We start from the raw sequence: 20,108 nt of genomic DNA on the forward strand, positions 1-20,108 counted from the left end.
CGCGGCTTCCGCCGACGACGCCCCGGCCCGCTCATCGAGGAGCATCCCGGCGCGCGCGAACGGGCCGAGGGCGAAAGCGAGGCGCTGCTGCCGGCGGTGGAGAAATAGGCCCGGGCGCGGGCGCCCGGACCCGCGGTGGACATCCGGGCGACGCGCGCGCGGATGGTTTCATTTTGCCCGGATCACGCCCTAAGCTGGTGATGGCCGCGAAACGAAGGGGGAGAAGGTGACGAGGCGCGCACGAAGCCCTGCCCCCGTCGAGAGCGGCGACGCCGAAAGCGCCGTCGAGACCGCGCTCCAGCCGATCCATCGCCGCGCCGGCGCCGCGATCCGCCGCAACCGGATGGAACGCGCCCTGACGCTGGCGGAACTGGCGGCGGCGAGCGGCATGTCCATCGCCATGCTGAGCCGGATCGAGAACGGCCAGTCGGCGGCGAGCCTCGAGGTCCTGGAGCGCCTCACGGCGGCGCTGGGCATCGGGCTTGCCGCCTTGTTCCAGGCGATCGAGGACACGTCCGGCGCGGCGCAGCTGGTCAAGGCGGCCGACCAGATGGAGGTGGTGCGCACCGGCACGCGCCACGGCCACGTCTACCGGCTGCTGGCCTACCAGAAGGGACCGCGCAAGGCATTCGAGCCGTTTCTCATCGAGATGGACCACGAGAGCGGCGCCCATCCGCGCTTCCAGCATCCCGGCACCGAGCTGATCTACATGCTGAGCGGGCGCATGGAATACCGCTTCGGCGACCGGGTGTTCCTGCTGGAGCCGGGCGACAGCTTCACCTTCTCGGGGTCCGTGGTGCACGGACCCGAGCGGCTGCTCGATCCGCAGATCCGCTTCCTTTCCATCATCGTCTATGGCGAATAGGCCGGCGCTCAGATGCCGGCGCGGTCGCGCAGGCGATACCAGCTCTCCACCAGCGGCACGCCGAGCGGCGCCAGCGCCCGGAACGGATGTCCGGGGAAGGCGAGATGGTCGAACGCGCTCGCGCCGTCCGGCCGCCCCAGCATTTTGAGCGCGATCTTGCGGCCGAAATGGGTGGCGCGCGAGACCCCGGTGCCGCAATAGCCGAGCGCGTGGAACACCCCGTCGCGGTCCTGCCCGAGATGGGGAAAATTGTCGTGGGTGTAGCCGATGGCGCCGCTGAAGGCGTGGGTGACGGGGACCGCGCCGAGATCGGGGAACACCGACAGCAGGTCGCGTGCCAGATGGGCAAAAGCGGATGGCGCGCCCTCGCGCCGCAGATGCGCCGCCCGGCCGCCGAAGACGATGCGGTTCTCCTCAGGCGCGGGGCGGAAATAGAAGAACACGCGGTTGGAATTGCCGTAGACGCGCCGGTGCGGCATGGCGCGGTCCATCAGCGCGGCCGGGACCGGGCCGGTGGCGATCTGCGCCGAGACGATGGGCACGATGCGCCGCCGCAGATAGCGCCGACGCCGGCGGTATAGCCATTGGTGGCCACCAGCACCGCGCGCGCCCGCATCTGGTGCCCGTCGAAGCGCACCACATGTCCGCCGGAGCCGGTCTCGATGGCCCGCACCGGCGCATGGCTCTCCAGCCGCGCCCCGGCGGCGGCGGCCCGTGCCATCAGCCCGGCATGATAGCGGCCGGGATCGAGGCTCGCGTCGTCGGGTAGGACCGAGCCGCCGAAGAACAGGTCCGAGCCGATCTCGCGCTGCTGGTCCGACTTCGGCACCATCTCGAACGCGACGCCGGCGTGCCGGTTCAGATCCTCCATGTCGCGCGCCATGGCCTCGTAATGGGCCGGGCGCATGGCGCCGCGGAAGCGCCCGCAGCGGCGAAGGCGCAGTCGATCCTCTCCTCGGCGATCAGACGCGCGATGCCGTCCAGCATCTCGACGCCCTCGCGCAGCATCTCCACCGCCTTGCGCTCGCCGAACATGGCGATGAGGGCCGCGACGCGGAATTTCTGGTTGCCGCTGCCCACCTGCCCGCCATTGCGGGTGCTGGCGCCGAAGCCGAGCGGCCCGGCATCCACCACCAGCACCTGCCGCCCCGCGCGGGCGAGGACCAGGGCCGCGGACACGCCCGTGAAGCCGGAGCCCACCACCACCACATCCGCCTGCCGCGGCAGGCGGGCGGACAGGGGGAGGGGAAAACGCGTGGTCGTTCGGGGGCGTGCGGTCCCACCAGAACGGCCGGTGCGCGAGGTGCGCCCTGCCGCCGCCGCCGCCCGCGAGAGCGGCGAGACTCGGACCGCTCGAGCCTGCGTCCATGATCGCTCCCGACCTTGATCTCGCGCTGCATTGATGCCGAACTGATACAAAGAGTTTTGCAGTTGATGCAAACGCGGCAAATGATGGCGGGCCTGCCGCATGGCCCCGGGAACGCCGTCGGAAAACCGTCGATGCGCGGCGGGCGCCGCCCGCGGCATGAAGATTGCCTGACAACCGGGGGCGGTCGCGGCACTCCTGGCGCGGTGGACGATGATGAAGGCATTTCCCTCACGGCCGGCGGACGAATTCGTCTATTTCGACCAGTTGCGGGGCGACCCGCTGGAGCTGGGCATCTTCGAGCGCCTGTCGCCGGACGAGCGGCAGAGCCTGCGCGCCGCCGGGCGTCCGCTCTGGCTCAATCCCGGCCACCTGCTGTTCAAGCAGGGCACCCGGCACGGCGGCATCTTCATCATCGAGAGCGGCCGGGTGCGCACCTTCTACACCTCGGAGCGCGGACGCGAGCTGACCATCGCCTATTGGACGCCCAGCAATTTCGTCGGCGGCCCGGAGCTGTTCGGCCGCGGCAAGCATTGCTGGTCCGGTCAGGCCACCGAGCATTCCCAGGTGCTCTATCTGAGCGGCGACCAATTGTGCGAGCTGCTCCCGCACATGCCGCTGCTGACCATGGCCCTGCTCGACGGGCTGGTGATCAAGGGCCGCTGCATGTCGAACCTGCTGCAGATGCTGGGCACCCAGAGTGCGGCCGCACGCCTCGCCAAGGCGATCCTGGAACTGGCGGAATGCTACGGCGTGCCGGCCTCGGACGGCGTCCATCTGGAACTGCCGTACACCCACAGCGAACTGGCCGCCATGATCGGCGTGACGCGCCAATGGGTGACCATGACCCTCGCAAAATTTCGCGACGACGACATCGTCGGCGGCGACGGCCGAAACATCGTCATCCGCGACTGGGACGCCTTGAAGGCCTTGGACCAGTAAGGGCCGTCCGCGCGGGTGCAGCGCGATTGTCAATAGTTTTGATCGTTCTACTTTTCAATCGAGCGTTCAGATCTTTCCGCGGGAGCAGATCCCTGCACGGAATCCTGCCGATCGGGCGCGTTCCTGCCTAAATTCGCGCCATTGCTTGACGCCCATGGCAATTCCTTGACTCCGGGCATTGCGAGCGATCCGCGGCGACTCCTATTCTCAGATAAATTTGTTTCTTCACAGCAAAAATACCAGCCTTCCAGGAGAGCGTAGATGTCGGATCACGAGACGCCCCTTCCGGCCCAGCCGCGGCTGGATCTCTCCCGTCGCCAGTTCATGGTCCGCTCCGCCGCGACCATCGCCGGCGCCGCGGCCTCGTCCTACGGCTTCGCCTGGGGCGATCTTGCGTATGGTCAGCAGCTTTCCGGCGCGCCGGTGGAGTTCAACGTCGCCATCCGCCCGGACTGGACCCAGGGCTGGTTCGGCATGATCAATCAGGAGAAGGGCTTCTGGAAGAAGTACCTGCCGGCCGGCTCCAACGTCACCTTCTCGCATCCGATCCAGGGCGGCATCGTCACCAGCGAGCTGATCGCGAACAAGAGCGTGATCGGCCATAACGGCGACGCGCCCGGCCTCATCGCCACCTTCCAGCGCGAGCGGGTTGATATCCGCGCGGTCGGCATCATCGGCTCCTCCCCCTCGGGCTATGCCACCTTCCAGGTCCTGGTGCGCAAAGACGCGCCCGAGTTCGCCAACTCGAAGGAGGCGCTCAAGTGGATGGAGGGCAAGAAGGTCGCCACGCCCAAGGGCTCCGCCTCGGACCGCTTCTTCCAGGATGTGCTCAAGCGCGAGGGCGTGAAGCCGGCGGAATATCTCAACCTGGCCATCGGCGTCATCACCACGAGCCTGCGGAACGGCACCATCGACGGCGCCTGCACCTGGGACCCGCAGGGCGCGGCGGTGAGCACCGTCGCCGGCGAGGGCATCGCCCGCGTGGTGGCCACCGGCTATCCCTGGAACGAGCGTGATTTCGGCACCATGATCGCCCGCAAGGACTTCATGGATGCCAAGCCGGACATCATGAAAGCCTGGCTGAAGTCCGAGATCGAGGCCCAGATCTGGTATTGCGACCCGCGCAACCATGACGAAGTCATCGCCATCGCGCAGAAATACGTGAAGGGCCTGTCCCGCCAGGCGCTGTGGTTCTCGCTGGCCGGCCTCCTGCCGGAACCCTATTACGGCGGCCCGATCCGCGACGAGAAGCTGTTCGTGTGGAACGACGACATCCGCGCGGTCCAGGCCAAGGTGGTCGAGTATCTCGCCGCCAACAAGGTGATCCCGTCCTCGACCCTGCTGCCCGGCGCCGTCGACGACAGCCTCGCCCGCGAAGCCATGAAGGAGATGGGCGTCTCCTCGCCGCTCGTGACCCTGAAGGCGGTGCCGCTGGACAAGGGCTATCCGCTGCTCGGCAACAAGGATCGCATCGAGGACTATGTGGCGCTGTTCAGCTGAGCCGCGACGAACGCAGGAAAGGCCACGTCATGGCAGCTCCCACCTCCTTGCCCGGACCGGCCCGCGGCCCGGCAGGCGCCCGGCCGGCGGCCGGATGGATCCCCTTCCTCCAGGCCATGCTCGGCATCTCGCTGTTCTTCCTGTCCTGGTTCCTGCTGGTGGATGTGTTCGCGCTCTGGCGCTTCGCGCAGCTGCCGAAGCTTTCGGTGAGCCTGCGTGAAATGTTCAGCCCGGATCCCACGTATGGGGTCTCGGTCTTCACGAAGGAATACTACGACCACCTGAAGGCGAGCGCCGGCCGGGTGATCTTCGCGTTCCTGATCGCGGTCTCCTCCGGCGTGGTCATCGGCATCCTGTCGGGCTGGAACCGCTGGTTCCGCGCCGTCTGCCAGCCGCTGCTGGAACTGGCGCGGCCGATCCCCGTTCTGGCCTGGATTCCGCTCGTCATCCTGGTGATGCCGTCGCGGGAAAGCTCGGTGATCGCGCTGACCTTTCTCGCCGCCTTCTTCATCACCATCCTCAACACCATGCTCGGCGTGCGCTCCATCGACGAGGTCTATTTCCGCGCCGCGCAGTCGCTCGGCTTCTCGCGCTGGGCGATCCTGCGCCACGTGGTGATCCCCGGCGCGCTGCCCTTCATCTTCGTCGGATTGCAGATCGCCATGGCCGCCTGCTGGTTCTCGCTGGTGGCGTCGGAGATCGTCTCCGGAACTGCGGGCCTCGGATACAAGGTGTGGGAGGCCTATTACTATGTGCAGTTCGAGACCATGGTCATCATGATCCTGACGCTCGGCATCTGCGGCTACATCTCCAGCGCCATCATCCGCCGGCTCGGCGCCTATCTCATGCGCTGGCGCGGCAAGACCCTCGGGAGCGTGGCATGAGCCGGGGCGCGCTCTCCTTCCGCGCGGTGCGCAAGGTCTACGATCCCGAGGGCAAGGCGGTGCTGGCGCTGGACGGCGTCGACCTCGACATCGCCCCCGGCGAGTTCTGCGCCATCGTCGGCCCGTCGGGCTGCGGCAAGACCACTTTGCTCAACGCGGTCGCCGGCTTCGAGACGCTGACCGCCGGCACGATCCAGCTCGACGGGCGCACCATCGCCACCCCCGGCGAGAGCGCGGCGCCGGGCGAGGACCGCATCGTCGTGTTCCAGCACGGCGCGCTATTCCCCTGGCGCAGCGTGATGTGGAACATCACCTGCGGCCCGGTCATGCAGGGCCGCATGAGCGAGCGCGAGGCGCGCGAGCACGGGCTGAAGCTGCTCGCCCGCGTCGGCCTCAAGGGCTGCGAGGACAAGTATCCGAACGACTTGTCCGGCGGCCAGAAGCGGCGCGTGGAGATCGTGCGCGCGCTCATCAACGACCCGGCGGTGCTGCTGCTCGACGAGCCGTTCCGGGCGCTCGACGCGCTCACCAAGAGCGTGATGCAGGAATACCTGCTGGAGCTGCTGGTGCAGTTCCCCAAGACCGTCTTCTTCATCACCCACGACCTGGAGGAGGCGCTGTTCCTTGGCGACAAGGTGGTGGTCTTCACCTCGCGGCCCGGCCGCATAAAGGAGGTGGTGAGCGTCGACATCCCGAAGCCGCGCAGCCACGAGGTGCTGATCTCGCCGCGCTTCCTGGAGCTGAAGGCCGCGCTGTCCGCCGTGGTCCACACCGAGGCCATGCGCGCCTTCGAGGCGGGCGAGAAGGAGATGGCCCGATGAAGTCGCTCGCCACCTCCGCATCCGCTCCATCCGCGACGCCCGCCGAAAGGGGAGTTCCGTTGTCCGCCGGGATCAAGAAATACGTCCATCGCCACTTCGACCTGGTGGTGGGGGCGGCGACCCTGATCGCCTTTTTCCTCGCCTGGCAATTCGCGCGGCCGCTCGGCATTCCCGGCCTGTCCGCCGTCGAGCCGCCCACCCGGGTGGTCGCCGCGTCCTGGGACCTCCTGTCGTCCGCCACCTTCTGGACCGCCTGCTACAAGAGCGTGCTGCGCATCCTCGCCGGCTTCGCGCTGGCGCAGATCATCGGCGTGCCGATCGGCCTGATGATGGCCACCAACCGCATGGCGTTCCACACCATCTTCCCGGTCACGGAGATCCTGCGGCCGATCCCGCCGGTGGCGTGGATCCCGGTCGCCATCATCTTCTGGCCGACGCGCGAGATGAGCACGGTGTTCATCGTCTTCCTCGGCGCCTTCTGGATCGTCCTGCTCAACACCATCGGCGGCGCCTCCACCATCGAGGAGAGCTACCGGCGCGCCGCGCTCTCGCTCGGCTCGAACCGCTGGCACCTGTTCCGCTACATCGTCCTTCCGGCGACGCTGCCCTCCATCGTCACCGGCATGGTGGTTGGCATGGGCATCAGCTGGGAGATGGTGGTGGCGGCGGAGATGATCGCCTCCGACACCGGGCTCGGCTACCTGCTCTGGCAGTCGTTCGAGATCAATGCCGGCGCCCAGGTCATCGTCTGCATGCTCGCCATCGGCATCGCCGGGTTCGTGTCGAGCGCCCTCATCGGCCGGGTCGGACGGCTGCTCACGCCCTGGCAGGGGAGGCGCTGATGGACGCGCACAGCACGACACGCTCCCCCGGCGCCGGCTCGGGCGAGATCGCGGTCAGCCATGCCAGCGTCGGCATGTTCGACCGGTCCGGCAAGCCGGTGCGGCTGGTGGAGGACTGCTCGTTCCTCGCCGAACGGGGCTTGTTCACGGTGCTGATCGGCCCCTCCGGCTGCGGCAAGACCACGCTCATGAACCTCATCGCCGGCTATATCGGCGCCGACGCTGGCACCGTTCGGCTCGACGGGGTGGACGTGAAGGGACCGGGCTGGGACCGCCTGATGGTGTTCCAGGAGACCGCGCTGTTCCCCTGGATGACGACGCTGGAGAACGTCGCCTACGGGCCGATGGTTCGCGGCATCAAGACGATGCCGGAAATCCGCGCCGAAGCCGGGGCGCTGCTCGAGAGGTTCGGGCTCGGCGAGTTCAAGAACCGCTATCCGCGCGAGTTGTCCGGCGGCATGCAGCGGCGCGGCGAGCTGGCCCGCGCCCTGATCAACGATCCCCTGGTGCTGCTGATGGACGAGCCGTTCCGCGGCCTCGACGCCATGACGCGCCAGCTGATGCAGAAATACCTGACCCGGCTGTTCGAGGAGACGCGCACCACCACCATCTTCGTCACCTCCGAGATCGACGAGGCGATCTTCCTCGCCGACCGGCTGGTGGTGCTCTCGCGCGCGCCGGCCAGGGTGGCGGCGGTGATCGAGGTGGACCTGCCGCGCCCGCGCCGGTTCGAGCAGCTCTCCTGCGCCCGCTACGCCGCGCTGAAGGAGGAGGCGCTGAACCTGCTCTATGCCGAAGCCGCCGCCGCCTTCGAGGAGACCGGGGCCGGGGGCGACATCAAGGAAGCGTTCGAGAGGCGCCATGCCGCCGGCTGATCCGCGCGGCGCGGCGCGCCGCCTTGCGCATGCCCGGCCGAAAGGGAGAGGGCCATGGACACCGCATTGATCCTGAAGGGCGCGGCGATCGCCTTCGCCCTCCTGGGCGGGGGCTGGTCGCTGATCGCCGCGCGGGTGCCGCTGATCGACGGGCCGGACCCCGACCGCAGGCGACGGCGCCATTATCTCTTCGCCTATGGGGCCACCAGCGTGAGCGTCCTGCTGCTCGCCGGCATGGCCCTGGCCTAGAGCACGCCCCCGACGCGGGGCCCTTGCCGAAACCGCCTTTCAGACGGCGCCGCGCGCGCCGCAGGGACCGCTTTGCCTTCGAGGACCGCCATGGGCTTCAGACGCGCGCTCGATCTCTTCCTCGCCCCCAAAGGCGTGCCGGACGGCATGGCGCTGGTGCCGGGCGGCGCCTTCGTCATGGGCTCCGACCGCTTCTATCCCGAGGAGCGGCCCGCGCATCCGGCGCGGTGGGGCGCTTCTTCATGGACCGCACGCCGGTCACCAATGCGCAGTTCGCGTCCTTCATCGCCGCCACCGAATACGTCACCGTGGCGGAGCGCCTGCCCGATCCGGCCCGCTATTCCGGCGTGCCCGCGGATCGTCTCGTGCCCGGCAGTCTCGTCTTCGCGCCGCGCACCGACGGCCGAACCGCGGACCGGGGGACTGGTGGCGCTATGTTCCGGGCGCCTGCTGGCGCCATCCGCTCGGACCCGGCAGCGATCTTGAAGGCCGCGCCGATCACCCGGTGGTGCATGTGGCCCATGAGGACGCGGCGGCCTATGCCGCCTGGGCCGGCAAGCGCCTTCCCAGCGAGGCCGAATGGGAATGCGCCGCCCGCGGCGGCCTGAGGGCGGCGGAATATGCCTGGGGGCGGCGAGCTCGCGCCAGGCGGGCGGCGCATGGCGCACATCTGGCCCGGCGGCCCGTTTCCCCGCCACGCGGGCGACACGCCGCCCGGCACCGCGGCGGCGGGACTTTATCCCGCCAACGGCTTCGGCCTCCACGACATGATCGGCAACGTCTGGGAATGGACGGACGACTGGTACGGCGCCCGCCATGGCCCAGCGGCCGGGGACGCTGGCGCAAGATCCTGCTGCGCGGCGCGCGCGGGCAGCCTCGACCCCGCCCAGCCGGACCTGCCGATCCCGCGCAAGGTGCTGAAGGGCGGCTCGTTCCTGTGCGCGCCGGACTTCTGCCAGCGCTACCGGCCGGCGGCGCGCCAGCCGCAGATGATCGACAGCGCGGCCTGCCACATCGGCTTCCGCTGCGCGGCTGACGCCTGAGTTTCCAACCCCGCCCAAGGACAAGACCAATGAAGCCCAACGTCGTCTTCATCCTCACCGACAATCTCGGCTACGGGGAGCTCGGCTGCTATGGCGGCGGCGCGCTGCGCGGCGCGCCGACGCCGCGCGCCGACGCTCGCGGCCGGAGGGCATGCGGTTCACGAACTTCAACGTGGAGGCGCAGTGCACGCCGAGCCGCTCGGCCATCATGACCGGGCGCTACGCCATCCGCTCCGGCACGCTCACGGTGCCCATCGGCAACCCGGCCGTGGGCGACATCGAGGTGCAGGGGCTGAACCCCTACGAGGTGACCATCGCCAAGCTGCTGTCGGACATCGGCTACGCCACCGGGCATTTCGGCAAGTGGCATCTGGGCAGCGTCGACGGCCGCCTGCCCAACGACCACGGCTTCGACGAGTGGTACGGCATCCCGCGCACCACGGACGAGGTGTTCTGGCCGGACAATCCCCACTTCCTCGAAGCCGGCATTGAGCCGCAATACATCATGGAGGGCGTGAAGGGCGAGAAGAGCAGGCGCCTCAAGCCCTACGACCTCGAAGAGCGCGCCTTCATGGACGCCGAGATCACCCGGCGCACCATCGACTTCATGGAGCGGGCCGTGGCGGCGAAAAAGCCGTTCTACGCCTACGTGCCGCTGACCCAGGTGCACCTGCCGACGCTCCCCCACCCGGACTTCAAGGGCGCGACCGGCAATGGCGACTTCTCGGACAGCCTCGCCGAGACCGACCATCGCCTCGGCCAGGTTCTCGACACGCTGGACCGGCTCGGCGTGCGCGACGACACCATCGTCGTCTTCACCTCCGACAACGGGCCGGACCCCACCTGGCCCTGGCAGGGCTCATCGGGACCGTGGCGCGGCTATTATTTCACCCACATGGAGGGCTCGCTGCGGGTGCCCTGCATCATCCGCTGGCCCGGCCGTATCCCGGCAGGCGCGGTGACCAACGAGATGGTGCACCAGATCGACACCTTCACCACCCTCGCCACCCTGTGCGGCGCCAAGGTGCCCGACATCGGCCGATCGACGGCATGGACCTTAGCGACCTCCTGCTTGGCAAGAGCGAAAAGTCGCCGCGCGACGTGGTGTTCGCCTTCGTCGCCGAGCGGCTGGAGGCGGTGAAGTGGCGCAACTGGAAGCTCGCCTTCTACGAGGAGACGCGGGACTGGTTCGCCTCGCCGCAGAAGCTCACCATGCCCAAGGTGTTCAACCTCGTGGCCGACCCGAAGGAGGAATATCCCGAGGAGAGCCTGCGCAACACCTGGGTGATGTCGGTCTGCCTCAAGGCCATCTCCGCCTTCCAGGAGACGCTGCGCAAGCACCCGCCGGTGCCGGAGGGCCTCAAGGGACGCTACGTTCCGCCGCCGGCGGAGTGACGGACCCGGCCAGTCCCAACCCATGAAGAGAGCGGGCCGGACGGGATGCCGTCCGGCCCGCTCCGTTGCATCCGCCACCGCGCCGGCCGCACCCGGCGGGCCGGTCAGTCCTTGGCCTTCCCGCAAAGGCGCCGTGGAGCGCCGCGACCACGTCCAGCACCTCCGGGCGGGCGATGCGGTAGAACACGCTGGTGCCCTCGCGCCGGGCCGCCACGAGGCCGTCCGCGCGCAGCCGCATCAATTGCTGCGACATGGGCACCTGCTCGATCCCCAGCTCCTCGCGCAGCTGCGCCACCGACTTCTCCTCGGCGCCGAGCGCGCACAGCACCAGCAGGCGCTGGGGATGGGAGAGCGCCCGCATCAGCTCGGCCGCCTGCTCGGAGGCCGGGATCATATCCGATACATTCATAGTCTTGAATTTAGATTCTTTGAATGTTATCTGCAAGCGTGTTCCCAGCGCCACCGCGGCCGCGGATGGCATCGGACGCCACAGGTTCCAAGGGGAGAGCATAATGTCGGTTGATCGCGCGGTCATGCTGTTTGCCGGGTTCATGGTCCTGCTGTCCCTGGCTCTCGGGATTTACGTCTCGCCTATGTGGTTTTGGCTCACCGCCTTCGTGGGCGCCAACCTCATGCAGGCCTCGCTCACGGGCTTCTGCCCGGCCGCCATGATCCTGAAGAAGCTGGGCGTGAAGCCGGGCTGCGCCTTCAACTGAGCGGACCTCGCCAGCATCAGGGACATAGGATCATGCACCTTCTTCCGCGCCGGCTCGCGCCGGCGCTCCGCCTCCTCGCCGTCGCCGGAGCGCTCGCCGCCGCCTCTGCCCCGGCGCTTGCCGCCGAATTCCGCGTGCGCCCGGTGGACGTGCCCGAGCTGAAGGCGGTGTTCGCCGAGGTGGAGAGCCGCACGGTGGTGCCCGCCCGCGCCCGCATCGGCGGCACGGTGCGCGAGGTCAAGGTCTCCGAAGGCTCGCAGGTGAAGGAGGGCGACGAGATCGCCGTGGTGGTGGACGACAAGCTCGCGCTCTCGCTCAACGCCGCCAACGCCAAGATCCAGGAGCTGAAATCCCAGCTCACCAATGCCGCCACCGAGCTCGACCGCGCCCAGCAGCTGCTCGCCCGCGGCGTCGCCAGCCAGAGCCGCGTCGACACCGCCAGGACCCAATACGATGTCCGCCGCCAACCAGGTGCGCCGCCGAGGCCGACCGCGCCGTGGTGGTGGAGCGGGCCCGCGAGGGGCGCGGTGCTCGCTCCCGCCGACGGGCGCGTGCTGACCGTGCCCGTCACGCCCGGCAGCGTGGTGCTGGCGGGCGACGAGATCGCCCGGATCGCCTCCGGCCAGTACTATCTGCGCCTGTCCTTGCCCGAGCGCCATGCGGCGGACATCAAGGAAGGCGGCACGGTGCGCATCGGCGCGCGCGGCCTGTCGCCGGAAAAGGCCGGCGGCATCGCCGCCGCCCGCTCCGGCCGCATCGTCAAGGTCTATCCCGAGATCACCGCCGGCCGGGTGATGGCCGACGTGGATGTGGAGGGCCTCGGCGACTATTTCGTCAACGAGCGCACCCTGGTCTGGATCGAGATCGGCCGCCGCTCGGTGCTGGCGGTGCCGCTGGATGCGGTGACGACGCGCCACGGCATCGACCTCGTGCGCGTGGCCGTCCCAGGCGGGGTGATCGCCGTGCCGGTGGTGCTGGGCGAACGGCTGGAGGTGGACGGCGCGCCGCGCGTCGTCGTGCTCACCGGCCTCAAGGTCGGCGACACGGTGCTGGCGCCATGACCGCACCCGTCAACGGACCCATGCCCGGCGCCGATGGATCGCCGCTTGTGCGCCTCGGCATTGCCGGGATCTTGACGCGCGCCTTCATCGCCTCGCCGCTGACGCCGCTGCTGCTGATCGCCGCCTTCGCCTTCGGCCTGATCGCCCTCGTCACCCTGCCGCGCGAGGAGGAGCCGCAGATCTCCGTGCCCATGGTGGACATCCATGTGGAGGCCAACGGCCTCAAGGCCGAGGACGCGGTGAAGCTGGTGACCGAGCCGCTGGAGACCATCGTCAAGAGCATCGACGGGGTCGAGCACGTCTATTCCACCACCGCCGACGACGGCGTCCTCGTCACCGCCCGCTTCCTCACCGGCACCAGCCCGGATGCGGCGATCCTGCGCGTGCACGAGAAGCTGCGGGCCAATCTCGACCGCATCCCCGTGGGCATCCCCGAGCCGCTGATCGTCGGCCGCTCCATCGACGACGTGGCGATCCTGGTGGTGACGCTGGCGCCGCGCGCGGACCTCGCCCCCGAGGTGGCGGCCCGCTGGAGCGCCAACGACCTCACCCGGCTCGCCCGCGAGCTTCAGGTGGAGATCGCCAAGCTCCCCGACATCGGCCTGACCTACATCGTCGGCGCGCAGCCGGAGGAGATCCGCGTCGAGCCCGACCCCGAGAAGCTATCGCTCTACGGCATCACGCTGGCCCAGCTCGCCGGCAAGATCGAGGGGGCCAACCGCTCGTTCCAGGCCGGCTACGTGCGCGAGAAGGGCCAGCAGCGCACCCTGGTCGCCGGCCAGACGCTGCAGTCGGCCGGCGAGATCGGCAACCTGCTGCTCACCGCCCGCGACGGCCGGCCGGTCTATGTGCGCGATGTCGCCGCCATCACGCTCGCCACCGAGCCCAACGAGACCCGCGTGTTCGACGTGACACGGGTGAAGGACGCGCTGGAGCGCCGGCCGGCAGTCTCGCTCGCCATCGCCAAGCGCGCCGGCACCAATGCGGTGCTCATCGCCGACGCGGTGCTCCAGCGCCTCGATGCGGTGCGCGGCCAATGGCTGCCGCAGGACGTGGCGCTCACCGTCACCCGCAATTACGGCGAGAGCGCCAACGAGAAGGCCAACGAGCTGCTGCTGCATCTCGGCCTCGCCACCGTCTCCATCGTCGTGCTGGTGGGCTTTTCCATCGGCTGGCGCGAGGCGCTGGTGGTGGCGGTGGTGATCCCCACCACCATCCTGCTCACCCTCTTCGCGTCCCGCCTCATGGGCTACACGCTGAACCGCGTCAGCCTGTTCGCGCTCATCTTCTCCATCGGCATTCTGGTGGACGACGCCATCGTCGTGATCGAGAACATCGCCCGCCACTGGGCGATGAGGGACGGCCGCCCGCGCGCCCGCGCCGCCATCGAGGCGGTGGCGGAGGTAGGCAATCCCACCATCGTCGCGACGCTCACCGTGGTGGCGGCGCTGCTGCCCATGCTGTTCGTGTCCGGCATGATGGGGCCATACATGAGCCCGATCCCGGCGAACGCCTCCGCCGCCATGGTGTTCTCCTTCTTCGTCGCGGTGATGCTGACGCCCTGGCTGATGATGAAGGTGGCGGGCTCCGCCAAGGCGGTGGCGCACCAGCACGAGGCGGCCGGCGGCGGCGCGCTCGGCCGGCTCTATGTGACGGTGGCCAGCCCCATCCTCGCCTCGCGCGGGCGGGCGCTCGCCTTCCTGCTGGCGGTGGGCGTGGTGACCTTGGCCTCGCTCAGCCTGATCTACACCCGCCACGTGACGGTGAAGCTGCTGCCGTTCGACAACAAGACCGAGCTGAACGTGGTCCTCGACATGCCCCAGGGCACCGCGGTGGAGGAGACCAACCGGGTGCTCCAGCAGATGGTGGACGTGCTGGCTCCGGTGCCGGAGGTGGTGTCGTTCCAGACCTATGCCGGCACCGCCTCGCCGTTCAACTTCAACGGCCTGGTGCGCCATTCCTACCTGCGCACGACGCCGCGCCAGGGCGACATCGCGGTCAATCTAGCACCCAAGGCCGAACGCGGACGCGCCAGCCACGACATCGCGCTCGAACTGCGCGAGCGGCTGAAGGCGGTGCCGCTGCCCGACGGCAGCGCGCTGAAGGTCGTCGAGCCGCCCCCCGGCCCGCCGGTGCTCGCGACCCTGCTCGCCGAGATCTACGGACCCGATCCGGACACCCGCCGCGCGGTGGCGCGCAAGGTGCGCCAGGCCTTCGAGAGCGTGCCCTTCATCGTCGACGTGGACGACAGCTTCGGCACCACCGCCGAACGGGTGCGCCTCGCCATCGACCAGGACAATCTGGAATTCTACAAGGTGGAGCAGGGCGACGTTTACGACGCCATCCGCACCTTCTTCGGCGGCCAGACGGTGGGCTATTCCCACCGCGGGGAGGGCCGCGCGCCCATTCCCATCCGCCTCGCCCTGTCCAAGGCCGACAAGGCCGCCGACGCGCGCACCCTGACGACGCCGGTGCCGGCCAACGCGCTGCCCGGCGGGCGCGGCGTGGTGGAACTGGGCGACGTGGTGAGCGTGACGCGCGAGCCTTCCTCCTTCCCCGTCTTCCGCCACAACGGGCGCGCCGCCGAGATGGTGAGCGCCGACCTTGCCGGCGATTTCGAAGCGCCGGTCTACGGCATGATCGCGGTCAACGCCGCGCTCGACGCCATGGACTTCGGCGATCTGCCCAAGCCCCAGATCGCGCTCAACGGCCAGCCGGCGGACGAGAGCCGGCCGACGCTCCTGTGGGACGGGGAATGGGAGGTGACCTGGATCACCTTCCGCGACATGGGCGCGGCCTTCGGCGTCGCCATCCTCGGCATCTATATCCTGGTGGTGGCGCAGTTCGGCTCGTTCAAGCTGCCGCTGGTGATCCTGACGCCGATCCCGCTCACCTTCATCGGCATCATGGCGGGGCACTGGATGTTCTCGGCGCCGTTCTCGGCCACCTCGATGATCGGCTTCATCGCGCTCGCCGGCATCATCGTGCGCAACTCGATCCTGCTGGTGGACTTCATCCGCCACGCCCGCGCCGCGCCGGGCGGGAGCGAGCGGCCGCTGAAGGAGGTGCTGCTGGAGGCGGGGGCGATCCGCTTCAAGCCGATCCTGCTGACAGCGCTCGCCGCCATGATCGGCGCCGCGGTGATCCTCACCGACCCGATCTTCCAGGGGCTCGCCATCTCCCTGCTGTTCGGGCTTGCCTCGTCCACCGCGCTCACGGTGCTGGTGATCCCGGCCATCTATGTCGTGCTGCGGGGCGGCCGCGGCACGCGGAGCGAACGGGAGGCATGAGGCCGCTCGGCGCAAGGTGCGGCAACGGACCTGAGGAGGGCTTGCGCCAACGCTCCCCGCGCGCTTGACAGGGGGGGAGGCGCCCGGTAAATGGCGCCTCCCATGGTTCGGGGCCGTAGCTCAGATGGGAGAGCGCTGCAATCGCACTGCAGAGGTCAGGGGTTCGATTCCCCTCGGCTCCACCAAGGAAATCAAACGTTCCCCCTAAAATCGAAGACGAAATCTCGGAAGCGAGAGATCGTGCCCCGGCATTTGCCCCAGCAGGTGAGTGAGATCGCGGTGGTCCATGGTGGACTGAACCGGGATTTGCCGGCAGCAGGGGGGATTTGGCGGGCGGGACGGGACGGCGAATCTTACCGTTCCCGTAACAAGCCGCGCAGGCTCGGCAATGTCCCCCGGGAGGGCGACTGCCGAACGTCAGGCCGGAGCCTCCTCCGTCATCACCTTGAACCCTGCAAGCGTCGACGGGCCGAACGACGTCACCAGCGCGACGTCGGTGGCGTCGCGTCCTCTCGCCATCAGGATGCGGCCGATGCGCGGCCTGTTGTGGCGCGCGTCGAAGGTGTACCAGCGCCCCCCCAGATAGGCCTCGAACCAGGCGCTGAAATCCATCGGCGCCGGATCGGCCGGAACGCCGATATCGCCGAGATAGCCGGTGCAGTAGCGGGCCGGGATGTTCATGCAGCGGCACAGCGCGATGGCAAGGTGGGCGAAGTCGCGGCACACGCCCTGCCGCTCCGTGTAGGCGTCGAACGCGGTCTTCAAGGGGCTTGCATGGGCATAGTCGAATGCGATGTGGCCATGAACGAAATCGCATATCGCCTGGACGCGCGGCCAGCCCTTGGGGGTCTTGCTGAACATCGACCAGGCGATGCCGCTCAGCCGGTCGGTCTCGCAATAGCGGCTGCCCAGAAGGAAGAGCAGCGTGTCCACGGGCAGCTCGCCCAGGGCAAGCTGAGCTGCGTCGGGCGCTACCGGGTCTGGCAACCCGCTGTCGCGGACCAGGAAATCCGTGCGCAGGGTAAGCTTGCCCGTCGGCGCCTGGATGACGTGGCAAAAATTGCCGAAGCTGTCGTGATAGGTGTTGGCCGCAACCGGCGGATCGAACAGGGCTCGGTCGGGGTGCACGAGGTCGTCGATGCGCGAAGGATGAACGCTCAGGGTGAGGATCATGGGCGTCGGCTGGGGGCAGGAATAGGCAATTTCATAGCCGGCACGAATGAGCATAAGAACCTCGGAGCAAATGCGGGCATGGCCCGCGGGATCGGCTATGGTGCCTCGAACTGGAAGCCGCGCCGCGCCGCGCGAGCGCCGAGCGCCGGAAGGATCCCGTGAGGTGAACGGAACTTTCTCTATGCTGGCGGCAGAAGACGGGCCGCCCTTCTCGGTAGACAATGCCGCCGGCCCGTCCCCGTTCCTCATCGTCGCCGATCATGCCGGGAACGCCGTGCCCCGCGCGCTCGGCGGCCTCGGCCTCGGGCATGCCGACCGCGAGCGCCATATCGCTTGGGACATCGGCATCGCCGGGGTCTGCCGATCCCTGTCAGACCTACTCGATGCGACGCTCATACAACAGAACTATTCCCGCCTCGTGATCGACTGCAACCGCCCGCCCGGCAGCCCGCAGTCCATTCCCGAGGAGAGCGACGGCACCCGTGTGCCCGGCAATCACGGCCTGGAGGCGTCCGCGCGCGCGCGCGCGAGGCGCAGATATTCGACCCCTACCATGCCCGCATCGCGGCCGAGATCGATCGCCGGATGATCGCCGGTCGACCCGCCATCCTCATCGCCATGCACAGCTTCACGCCGGTGTGGGACGGCGCGCCGCGCCCCTGGCATGCGGGTGTCCTTCATCGCGGCGACAGCCGGCTCGCCAACGCGTTGCTGGGTCTGCTCCGCCGAGATGGCGCCCTGACGGTGGGCGACAACGCGCCGTACGATATCGGTGACGCGACGGACTGGACCATACCCGTGCATGGCGAGCGTCGCGGCATCCTCCATGTGGGCATCGAGATTCGCCAGGATTTGATCCAGCACGCGGACGGCCAGGCCCTATGGGCCGCCCGCTTCGGCGCCCTGCTTCCCCTCGCTGCCGCGGAATGCGGCGTCGCAGGAGGGCGCGAAGCGGCGCTTTAGTGCCCGGCACCAGTCGCCGTGGCACGTGCCGCGACCCTGGCCGGCGGCGCGTGCTGCCACTTCGCCGGGCAGCGGCGCTCGCGGGCTATGGCCGAGGGGATGACGGCGCGGGCTTTTGAGGCCGCAAGGCGAGCAGGCCCGCGAGCGCGCGGTCATCGGCGAGGGCCGCCGCCTTCTCCTTCGCGGAGAGAAGGCGCACCGCCTCGTCACGGGATCCGGCCTCTTCGATCTTGGCCCGCGCGACGAGCCGCTCCGGACGGAAATCCCCGGCGAGGCGCCGCCCGCACGCGGGAAGCGAATCGCGATGGAAGGCCAGGAGATCGGCATCGGCGGCAAGACGCGCCACCGCTTCCGCCGGCGCATCCGTCCCGGGCGCGCCGGCGGCGCGCAGATCCATGGCGTGGCGCAGAACCGGCGGCGGCGCCTGCCCCTCCGGCGTGGCGAGAACCAGCTCCGGCCGCGCGGCCGGCTGGTCCAGACCGCAAGCGGCACCGCGGCCACCAGGCCGAGGATGACCGGGGACATCCAGGCCATCAGCGGCAGCGAGATGGCGGCGGTGGCCGCCGCAAAGGCGATCCCGAGCAGCGTATGGGGCAGGAACTGGCGCAAGGCGGCGCGCCAGCCGAGGCTGCCGTCGTCGCGCTGCTGCGGATGCCATCCGCCGTCCCGCCCCATGAGAATGCCGGCCACCGCGAAGGACTGCGAGACCATGGTCACCGGCGCCATCAGGCCGGACAGAAGGATCTCGCCCGTCATGCCGCCGAGCGCGCGCGGCGCGCCGCCGAAGCCGCGGCGTTCCGAGCGGTCGCGCAGCATCAAAGCGAAGGCGACGAACTTCGGCAGCAGCAGCACGGCCATGGTGCCGCCGAACACCCATGCCGCCCGGACCGGGTCCTGCGCCGGCCAGACCGGGAACAAGGCGGAGCCGGAGGGGAAATAGTCCGGCGGCACGAAGCGGGCCTGCAGCGCGGAGAGCAGCCCGGCCAGCAGCATGATGAGCCACAGCGGCGCCGACACGTAGGAGCCGATGCCGGTGAGCAGATGGACCCGGCTCGCCCAGCTCAGCCCCCGCGCCGGCAGCACCGCCGCGTGCTGGAGATTGCCCTGGCACCATCGCCGGTCGCGCACCGCAAGATCGGTCAGGGAGGGCGGGCCCTCCTCGTAGCTGCCGGCAAGCTCCGGCACCATGTGCACGCTCCAGCCCGCGCGCACCAGCAGCGCCGCCTCCACGAAGTCATGGCTGAGGATGTGCCCGCCGAACGGCTTGCGCCCCGTCAGGTGCGGCAGCCCGGCCGCGCCGGCGAAGGCGCGGGTGCGGATGATGGCGTTGTGGCCCCAATAATTGCTCTGCGGCCCGTGCCACCAGGCAAGCCCCGCGGCGATGAGCGGTCCGTAGAGGCGCCCGGCAAACTGCTGGAGACGGGCAAACAGCGTGCGCCCGCCGACGATCACCGGCAGGGTCTGGATCAGGCCCACCCCCGGATGGCGCTCCAGCGCCGCCGCCATGCGGACCATGCAGTCGCCGCTCATGACGCTGTCGGCGTCGAGGATCAGCATGGCCTCGTAGGCCGCGCCGAAGCGCGTCACCCAATCGGCGACGTTGCCTGCCTTGCGGTCCGTGTTCTGCGCCCGGTGGCGGTAGTGGAAGGGCCCGCCGGTGCGTTCGCGCAAGGCGAGGAAGGCGGCCTCCTCCGCCACCCAGATGTCCGGGTCCGTGCTGTCGCTCAGGATGAACACGTCGAACCGGTCGCCGCGCCCGGTCTCCTCCAGCGAGCGCCAGGTGGCCTCGAGCCCGGCGAGCACCCGGTCGGGATCCTCGTTGTAGCAGGGCATGAGAATGGCGGTGCGGATGCTCAAATCCGGCAGGGGCGCGTGCGGATCGATGCCGAGCGCCGGCCGGCCGGACAGGAGGCTGACGGCGCCGCCCAGCGCAGTGGTGAAGGCAAGGCCGATCCAGGCGAACAGCACCACGAACAGCACCAGAATGGCGCATTCGATCTCGGTGAGCCCGCCCACGTCGAGCACCTTGTACATCTCGAAGGCGGCCAGCGCCGTGAGGGCCGCCGCGCCGCCGAACACGAAGGCGCGGCGCAAGGCGAGCGGCACGCCCAGCCGCGGCGCGG

Annotated in this window: 17 protein-coding genes, 1 tRNA gene and 3 pseudogenes; 16 read left to right on the plus strand and 5 right to left on the minus strand. The window is 69.3% G+C overall.

All coding sequences use genetic code 11. The features are described from left to right. Positions 1-226 precede the first annotated feature (226 nt). The gene (locus tag AC2W7M_RS05800; RefSeq protein WP_486130804.1) at positions 227-865 is read left to right on the plus strand and encodes a helix-turn-helix domain-containing protein; all 639 of its coding nucleotides are present in this window, start codon (positions 227-229) and stop codon (positions 863-865) included. An 8-nt stretch (positions 866-873) separates the two neighbouring features. Here the strand turns inward: AC2W7M_RS05800 and AC2W7M_RS05805 are convergent, their stop codons facing one another. After that, the gene (locus AC2W7M_RS05805; protein ID WP_486130806.1) at positions 874-1,407 is read right to left on the minus strand and encodes an NAD(P)/FAD-dependent oxidoreductase; all 534 of its coding nucleotides are present in this window, start codon (positions 1,405-1,407) and stop codon (positions 874-876) included. After that, a pseudogene (locus AC2W7M_RS05810) lies at positions 1,356-2,392 on the minus strand (NAD(P)/FAD-dependent oxidoreductase). Before AC2W7M_RS05810 ends, AC2W7M_RS05805 begins: the two are co-directional and overlap by 52 nt. A gap of 52 nt (positions 2,393-2,444) precedes the next feature. Between AC2W7M_RS05810 and AC2W7M_RS05815 the strand changes: the two are divergent. From AC2W7M_RS05815 to AC2W7M_RS05860, 10 genes and pseudogenes are all read left to right on the plus strand, one after another. Further along, complete coding sequence (locus AC2W7M_RS05815; protein WP_486130808.1) at positions 2,445-3,173, plus strand: Crp/Fnr family transcriptional regulator; 729 nt, start codon at positions 2,445-2,447, stop codon at positions 3,171-3,173. Between the two features lie 261 nt (positions 3,174-3,434). Beyond that, positions 3,435-4,673: an ABC transporter substrate-binding protein gene (locus AC2W7M_RS05820; protein ID WP_486130809.1), complete on the plus strand. Its 1,239-nt coding sequence runs from the start codon at positions 3,435-3,437 to the stop codon at positions 4,671-4,673. Positions 4,674-4,702: 29 nt separating this feature from the next. Next, positions 4,703-5,557, plus strand: coding sequence for an ABC transporter permease (locus AC2W7M_RS05825; protein ID WP_486130811.1), 855 nt, complete (start codon positions 4,703-4,705; stop codon positions 5,555-5,557). Further along, entirely contained in the window at positions 5,554-6,378 is an 825-nt protein-coding gene (locus AC2W7M_RS05830) for an ABC transporter ATP-binding protein (RefSeq protein ID WP_486130813.1), read from the plus strand. Before AC2W7M_RS05825 ends, AC2W7M_RS05830 begins: the two co-directional genes overlap by 4 nt. A 59-nt stretch (positions 6,379-6,437) precedes the next feature. Next, on the plus strand, positions 6,438-7,220 hold the full coding sequence (locus AC2W7M_RS05835; RefSeq protein WP_486130815.1) for an ABC transporter permease: 783 nt from the start codon (positions 6,438-6,440) through the stop codon (positions 7,218-7,220). Continuing rightward, the gene (locus AC2W7M_RS05840) at positions 7,220-8,095 is read left to right on the plus strand and encodes an ABC transporter ATP-binding protein (protein WP_486130817.1); all 876 of its coding nucleotides are present in this window, start codon (positions 7,220-7,222) and stop codon (positions 8,093-8,095) included. The genes AC2W7M_RS05835 and AC2W7M_RS05840 overlap by 1 nt, the downstream gene beginning before the upstream one ends. Positions 8,096-8,149: 54 nt before the next feature. Further along, positions 8,150-8,344 (plus strand): hypothetical protein, encoded by a 195-nt coding sequence (locus AC2W7M_RS05845; RefSeq protein ID WP_486130819.1) that lies wholly within the window; start codon positions 8,150-8,152, stop codon positions 8,342-8,344. A 90-nt stretch (positions 8,345-8,434) separates the two neighbouring features. Then, positions 8,435-9,387 (plus strand): annotated as a pseudogene (locus AC2W7M_RS05850) (formylglycine-generating enzyme family protein). 85 nt (positions 9,388-9,472) lie between these two features. Beyond that, positions 9,473-10,528, plus strand: a complete 1,056-nt coding sequence (locus AC2W7M_RS05855) for a sulfatase-like hydrolase/transferase (protein WP_486130831.1) — start codon at positions 9,473-9,475, stop codon at positions 10,526-10,528. Beyond that, positions 10,492-10,782, plus strand: coding sequence for a hypothetical protein (locus AC2W7M_RS05860; RefSeq protein ID WP_486130821.1), 291 nt, complete (start codon positions 10,492-10,494; stop codon positions 10,780-10,782). Before AC2W7M_RS05855 ends, AC2W7M_RS05860 begins: the two co-directional genes overlap by 37 nt. Here the strand turns inward: AC2W7M_RS05860 and AC2W7M_RS05865 are convergent. Then, on the minus strand, positions 10,748-11,176 hold the full coding sequence (locus AC2W7M_RS05865; RefSeq protein ID WP_486130822.1) for an ArsR/SmtB family transcription factor: 429 nt from the start codon (positions 11,174-11,176) through the stop codon (positions 10,748-10,750). The two genes, AC2W7M_RS05860 and AC2W7M_RS05865, sit on opposite strands and share 35 nt — an antisense overlap. 118 nt (positions 11,177-11,294) lie before the next feature. Here AC2W7M_RS05865 and AC2W7M_RS05870 point away from each other — a divergent pair, with 118 nt between their 5' ends. From AC2W7M_RS05870 to AC2W7M_RS05885, 4 genes are all read left to right on the plus strand, one after another. Beyond that, a complete protein-coding gene (locus tag AC2W7M_RS05870; RefSeq protein WP_486130824.1) occupies positions 11,295-11,498 on the plus strand; it encodes a YgaP family membrane protein in 204 nt (67 codons plus the stop codon). A gap of 32 nt (positions 11,499-11,530) precedes the next feature. Continuing rightward, a complete protein-coding gene (locus AC2W7M_RS05875) occupies positions 11,531-12,559 on the plus strand; it encodes an efflux RND transporter periplasmic adaptor subunit (RefSeq protein WP_486130826.1) in 1,029 nt (342 codons plus the stop codon). Positions 12,560-12,606: 47 nt separating this feature from the next. Beyond that, entirely contained in the window at positions 12,607-15,849 is a 3,243-nt protein-coding gene (locus AC2W7M_RS05880) for an efflux RND transporter permease subunit (protein ID WP_486130833.1), read from the plus strand. Between the two features lie 109 nt (positions 15,850-15,958). Further along, a tRNA-Ala gene (locus AC2W7M_RS05885) sits at positions 15,959-16,034 on the plus strand. A 232-nt stretch (positions 16,035-16,266) separates the two neighbouring features. Here AC2W7M_RS05885 and AC2W7M_RS05890 read toward each other — a convergent pair. Beyond that, entirely contained in the window at positions 16,267-17,076 is an 810-nt protein-coding gene (locus AC2W7M_RS05890; protein ID WP_486130828.1) for a transglutaminase-like domain-containing protein, read from the minus strand. A gap of 127 nt (positions 17,077-17,203) precedes the next feature. On the opposite strand from AC2W7M_RS05890, the pseudogene AC2W7M_RS05895 reads away from it, so the two are divergent. Continuing rightward, positions 17,204-17,985 (plus strand): annotated as a pseudogene (locus tag AC2W7M_RS05895) (N-formylglutamate amidohydrolase). On the opposite strand, the gene mdoH reads toward AC2W7M_RS05895, so the two are convergent. Beyond that, a partial coding sequence (gene mdoH, locus AC2W7M_RS05900) for a glucans biosynthesis glucosyltransferase MdoH (RefSeq protein WP_486130829.1) occupies positions 17,902-20,108 on the minus strand: 2,207 nt, incomplete at its 5' end. The pseudogene AC2W7M_RS05895 and the gene mdoH sit on opposite strands and share 84 nt — an antisense overlap.

The sequence above is a fragment of the Xanthobacter sp. BG11Y11_SDJG genome, from assembly GCF_057364445.1.

Coding starts and splice junctions, on each gene's coding strand:
- AC2W7M_RS05875 (WP_486130826.1), top strand. CDS start 11,531: ATGCACCTTCTTCCGCGCCGGCTCGCGCCGGCGCTCCGCCTCCTCGCC.
- AC2W7M_RS05870 (WP_486130824.1), top strand. CDS start 11,295: ATGTCGGTTGATCGCGCGGTCATGCTGTTTGCCGGGTTCATGGTCCTG.
- AC2W7M_RS05830 (WP_486130813.1), top strand. CDS start 5,554: ATGAGCCGGGGCGCGCTCTCCTTCCGCGCGGTGCGCAAGGTCTACGAT.
- AC2W7M_RS05820 (WP_486130809.1), top strand. CDS start 3,435: ATGTCGGATCACGAGACGCCCCTTCCGGCCCAGCCGCGGCTGGATCTC.
- AC2W7M_RS05845 (WP_486130819.1), top strand. CDS start 8,150: ATGGACACCGCATTGATCCTGAAGGGCGCGGCGATCGCCTTCGCCCTC.
- AC2W7M_RS05890 (WP_486130828.1), bottom strand. CDS start 17,076: ATGCTCATTCGTGCCGGCTATGAAATTGCCTATTCCTGCCCCCAGCCG.
- AC2W7M_RS05865 (WP_486130822.1), bottom strand. CDS start 11,176: ATGATCCCGGCCTCCGAGCAGGCGGCCGAGCTGATGCGGGCGCTCTCC.
- AC2W7M_RS05840 (WP_486130817.1), top strand. CDS start 7,220: ATGGACGCGCACAGCACGACACGCTCCCCCGGCGCCGGCTCGGGCGAG.
- AC2W7M_RS05815 (WP_486130808.1), top strand. CDS start 2,445: ATGATGAAGGCATTTCCCTCACGGCCGGCGGACGAATTCGTCTATTTC.
- AC2W7M_RS05825 (WP_486130811.1), top strand. CDS start 4,703: ATGGCAGCTCCCACCTCCTTGCCCGGACCGGCCCGCGGCCCGGCAGGC.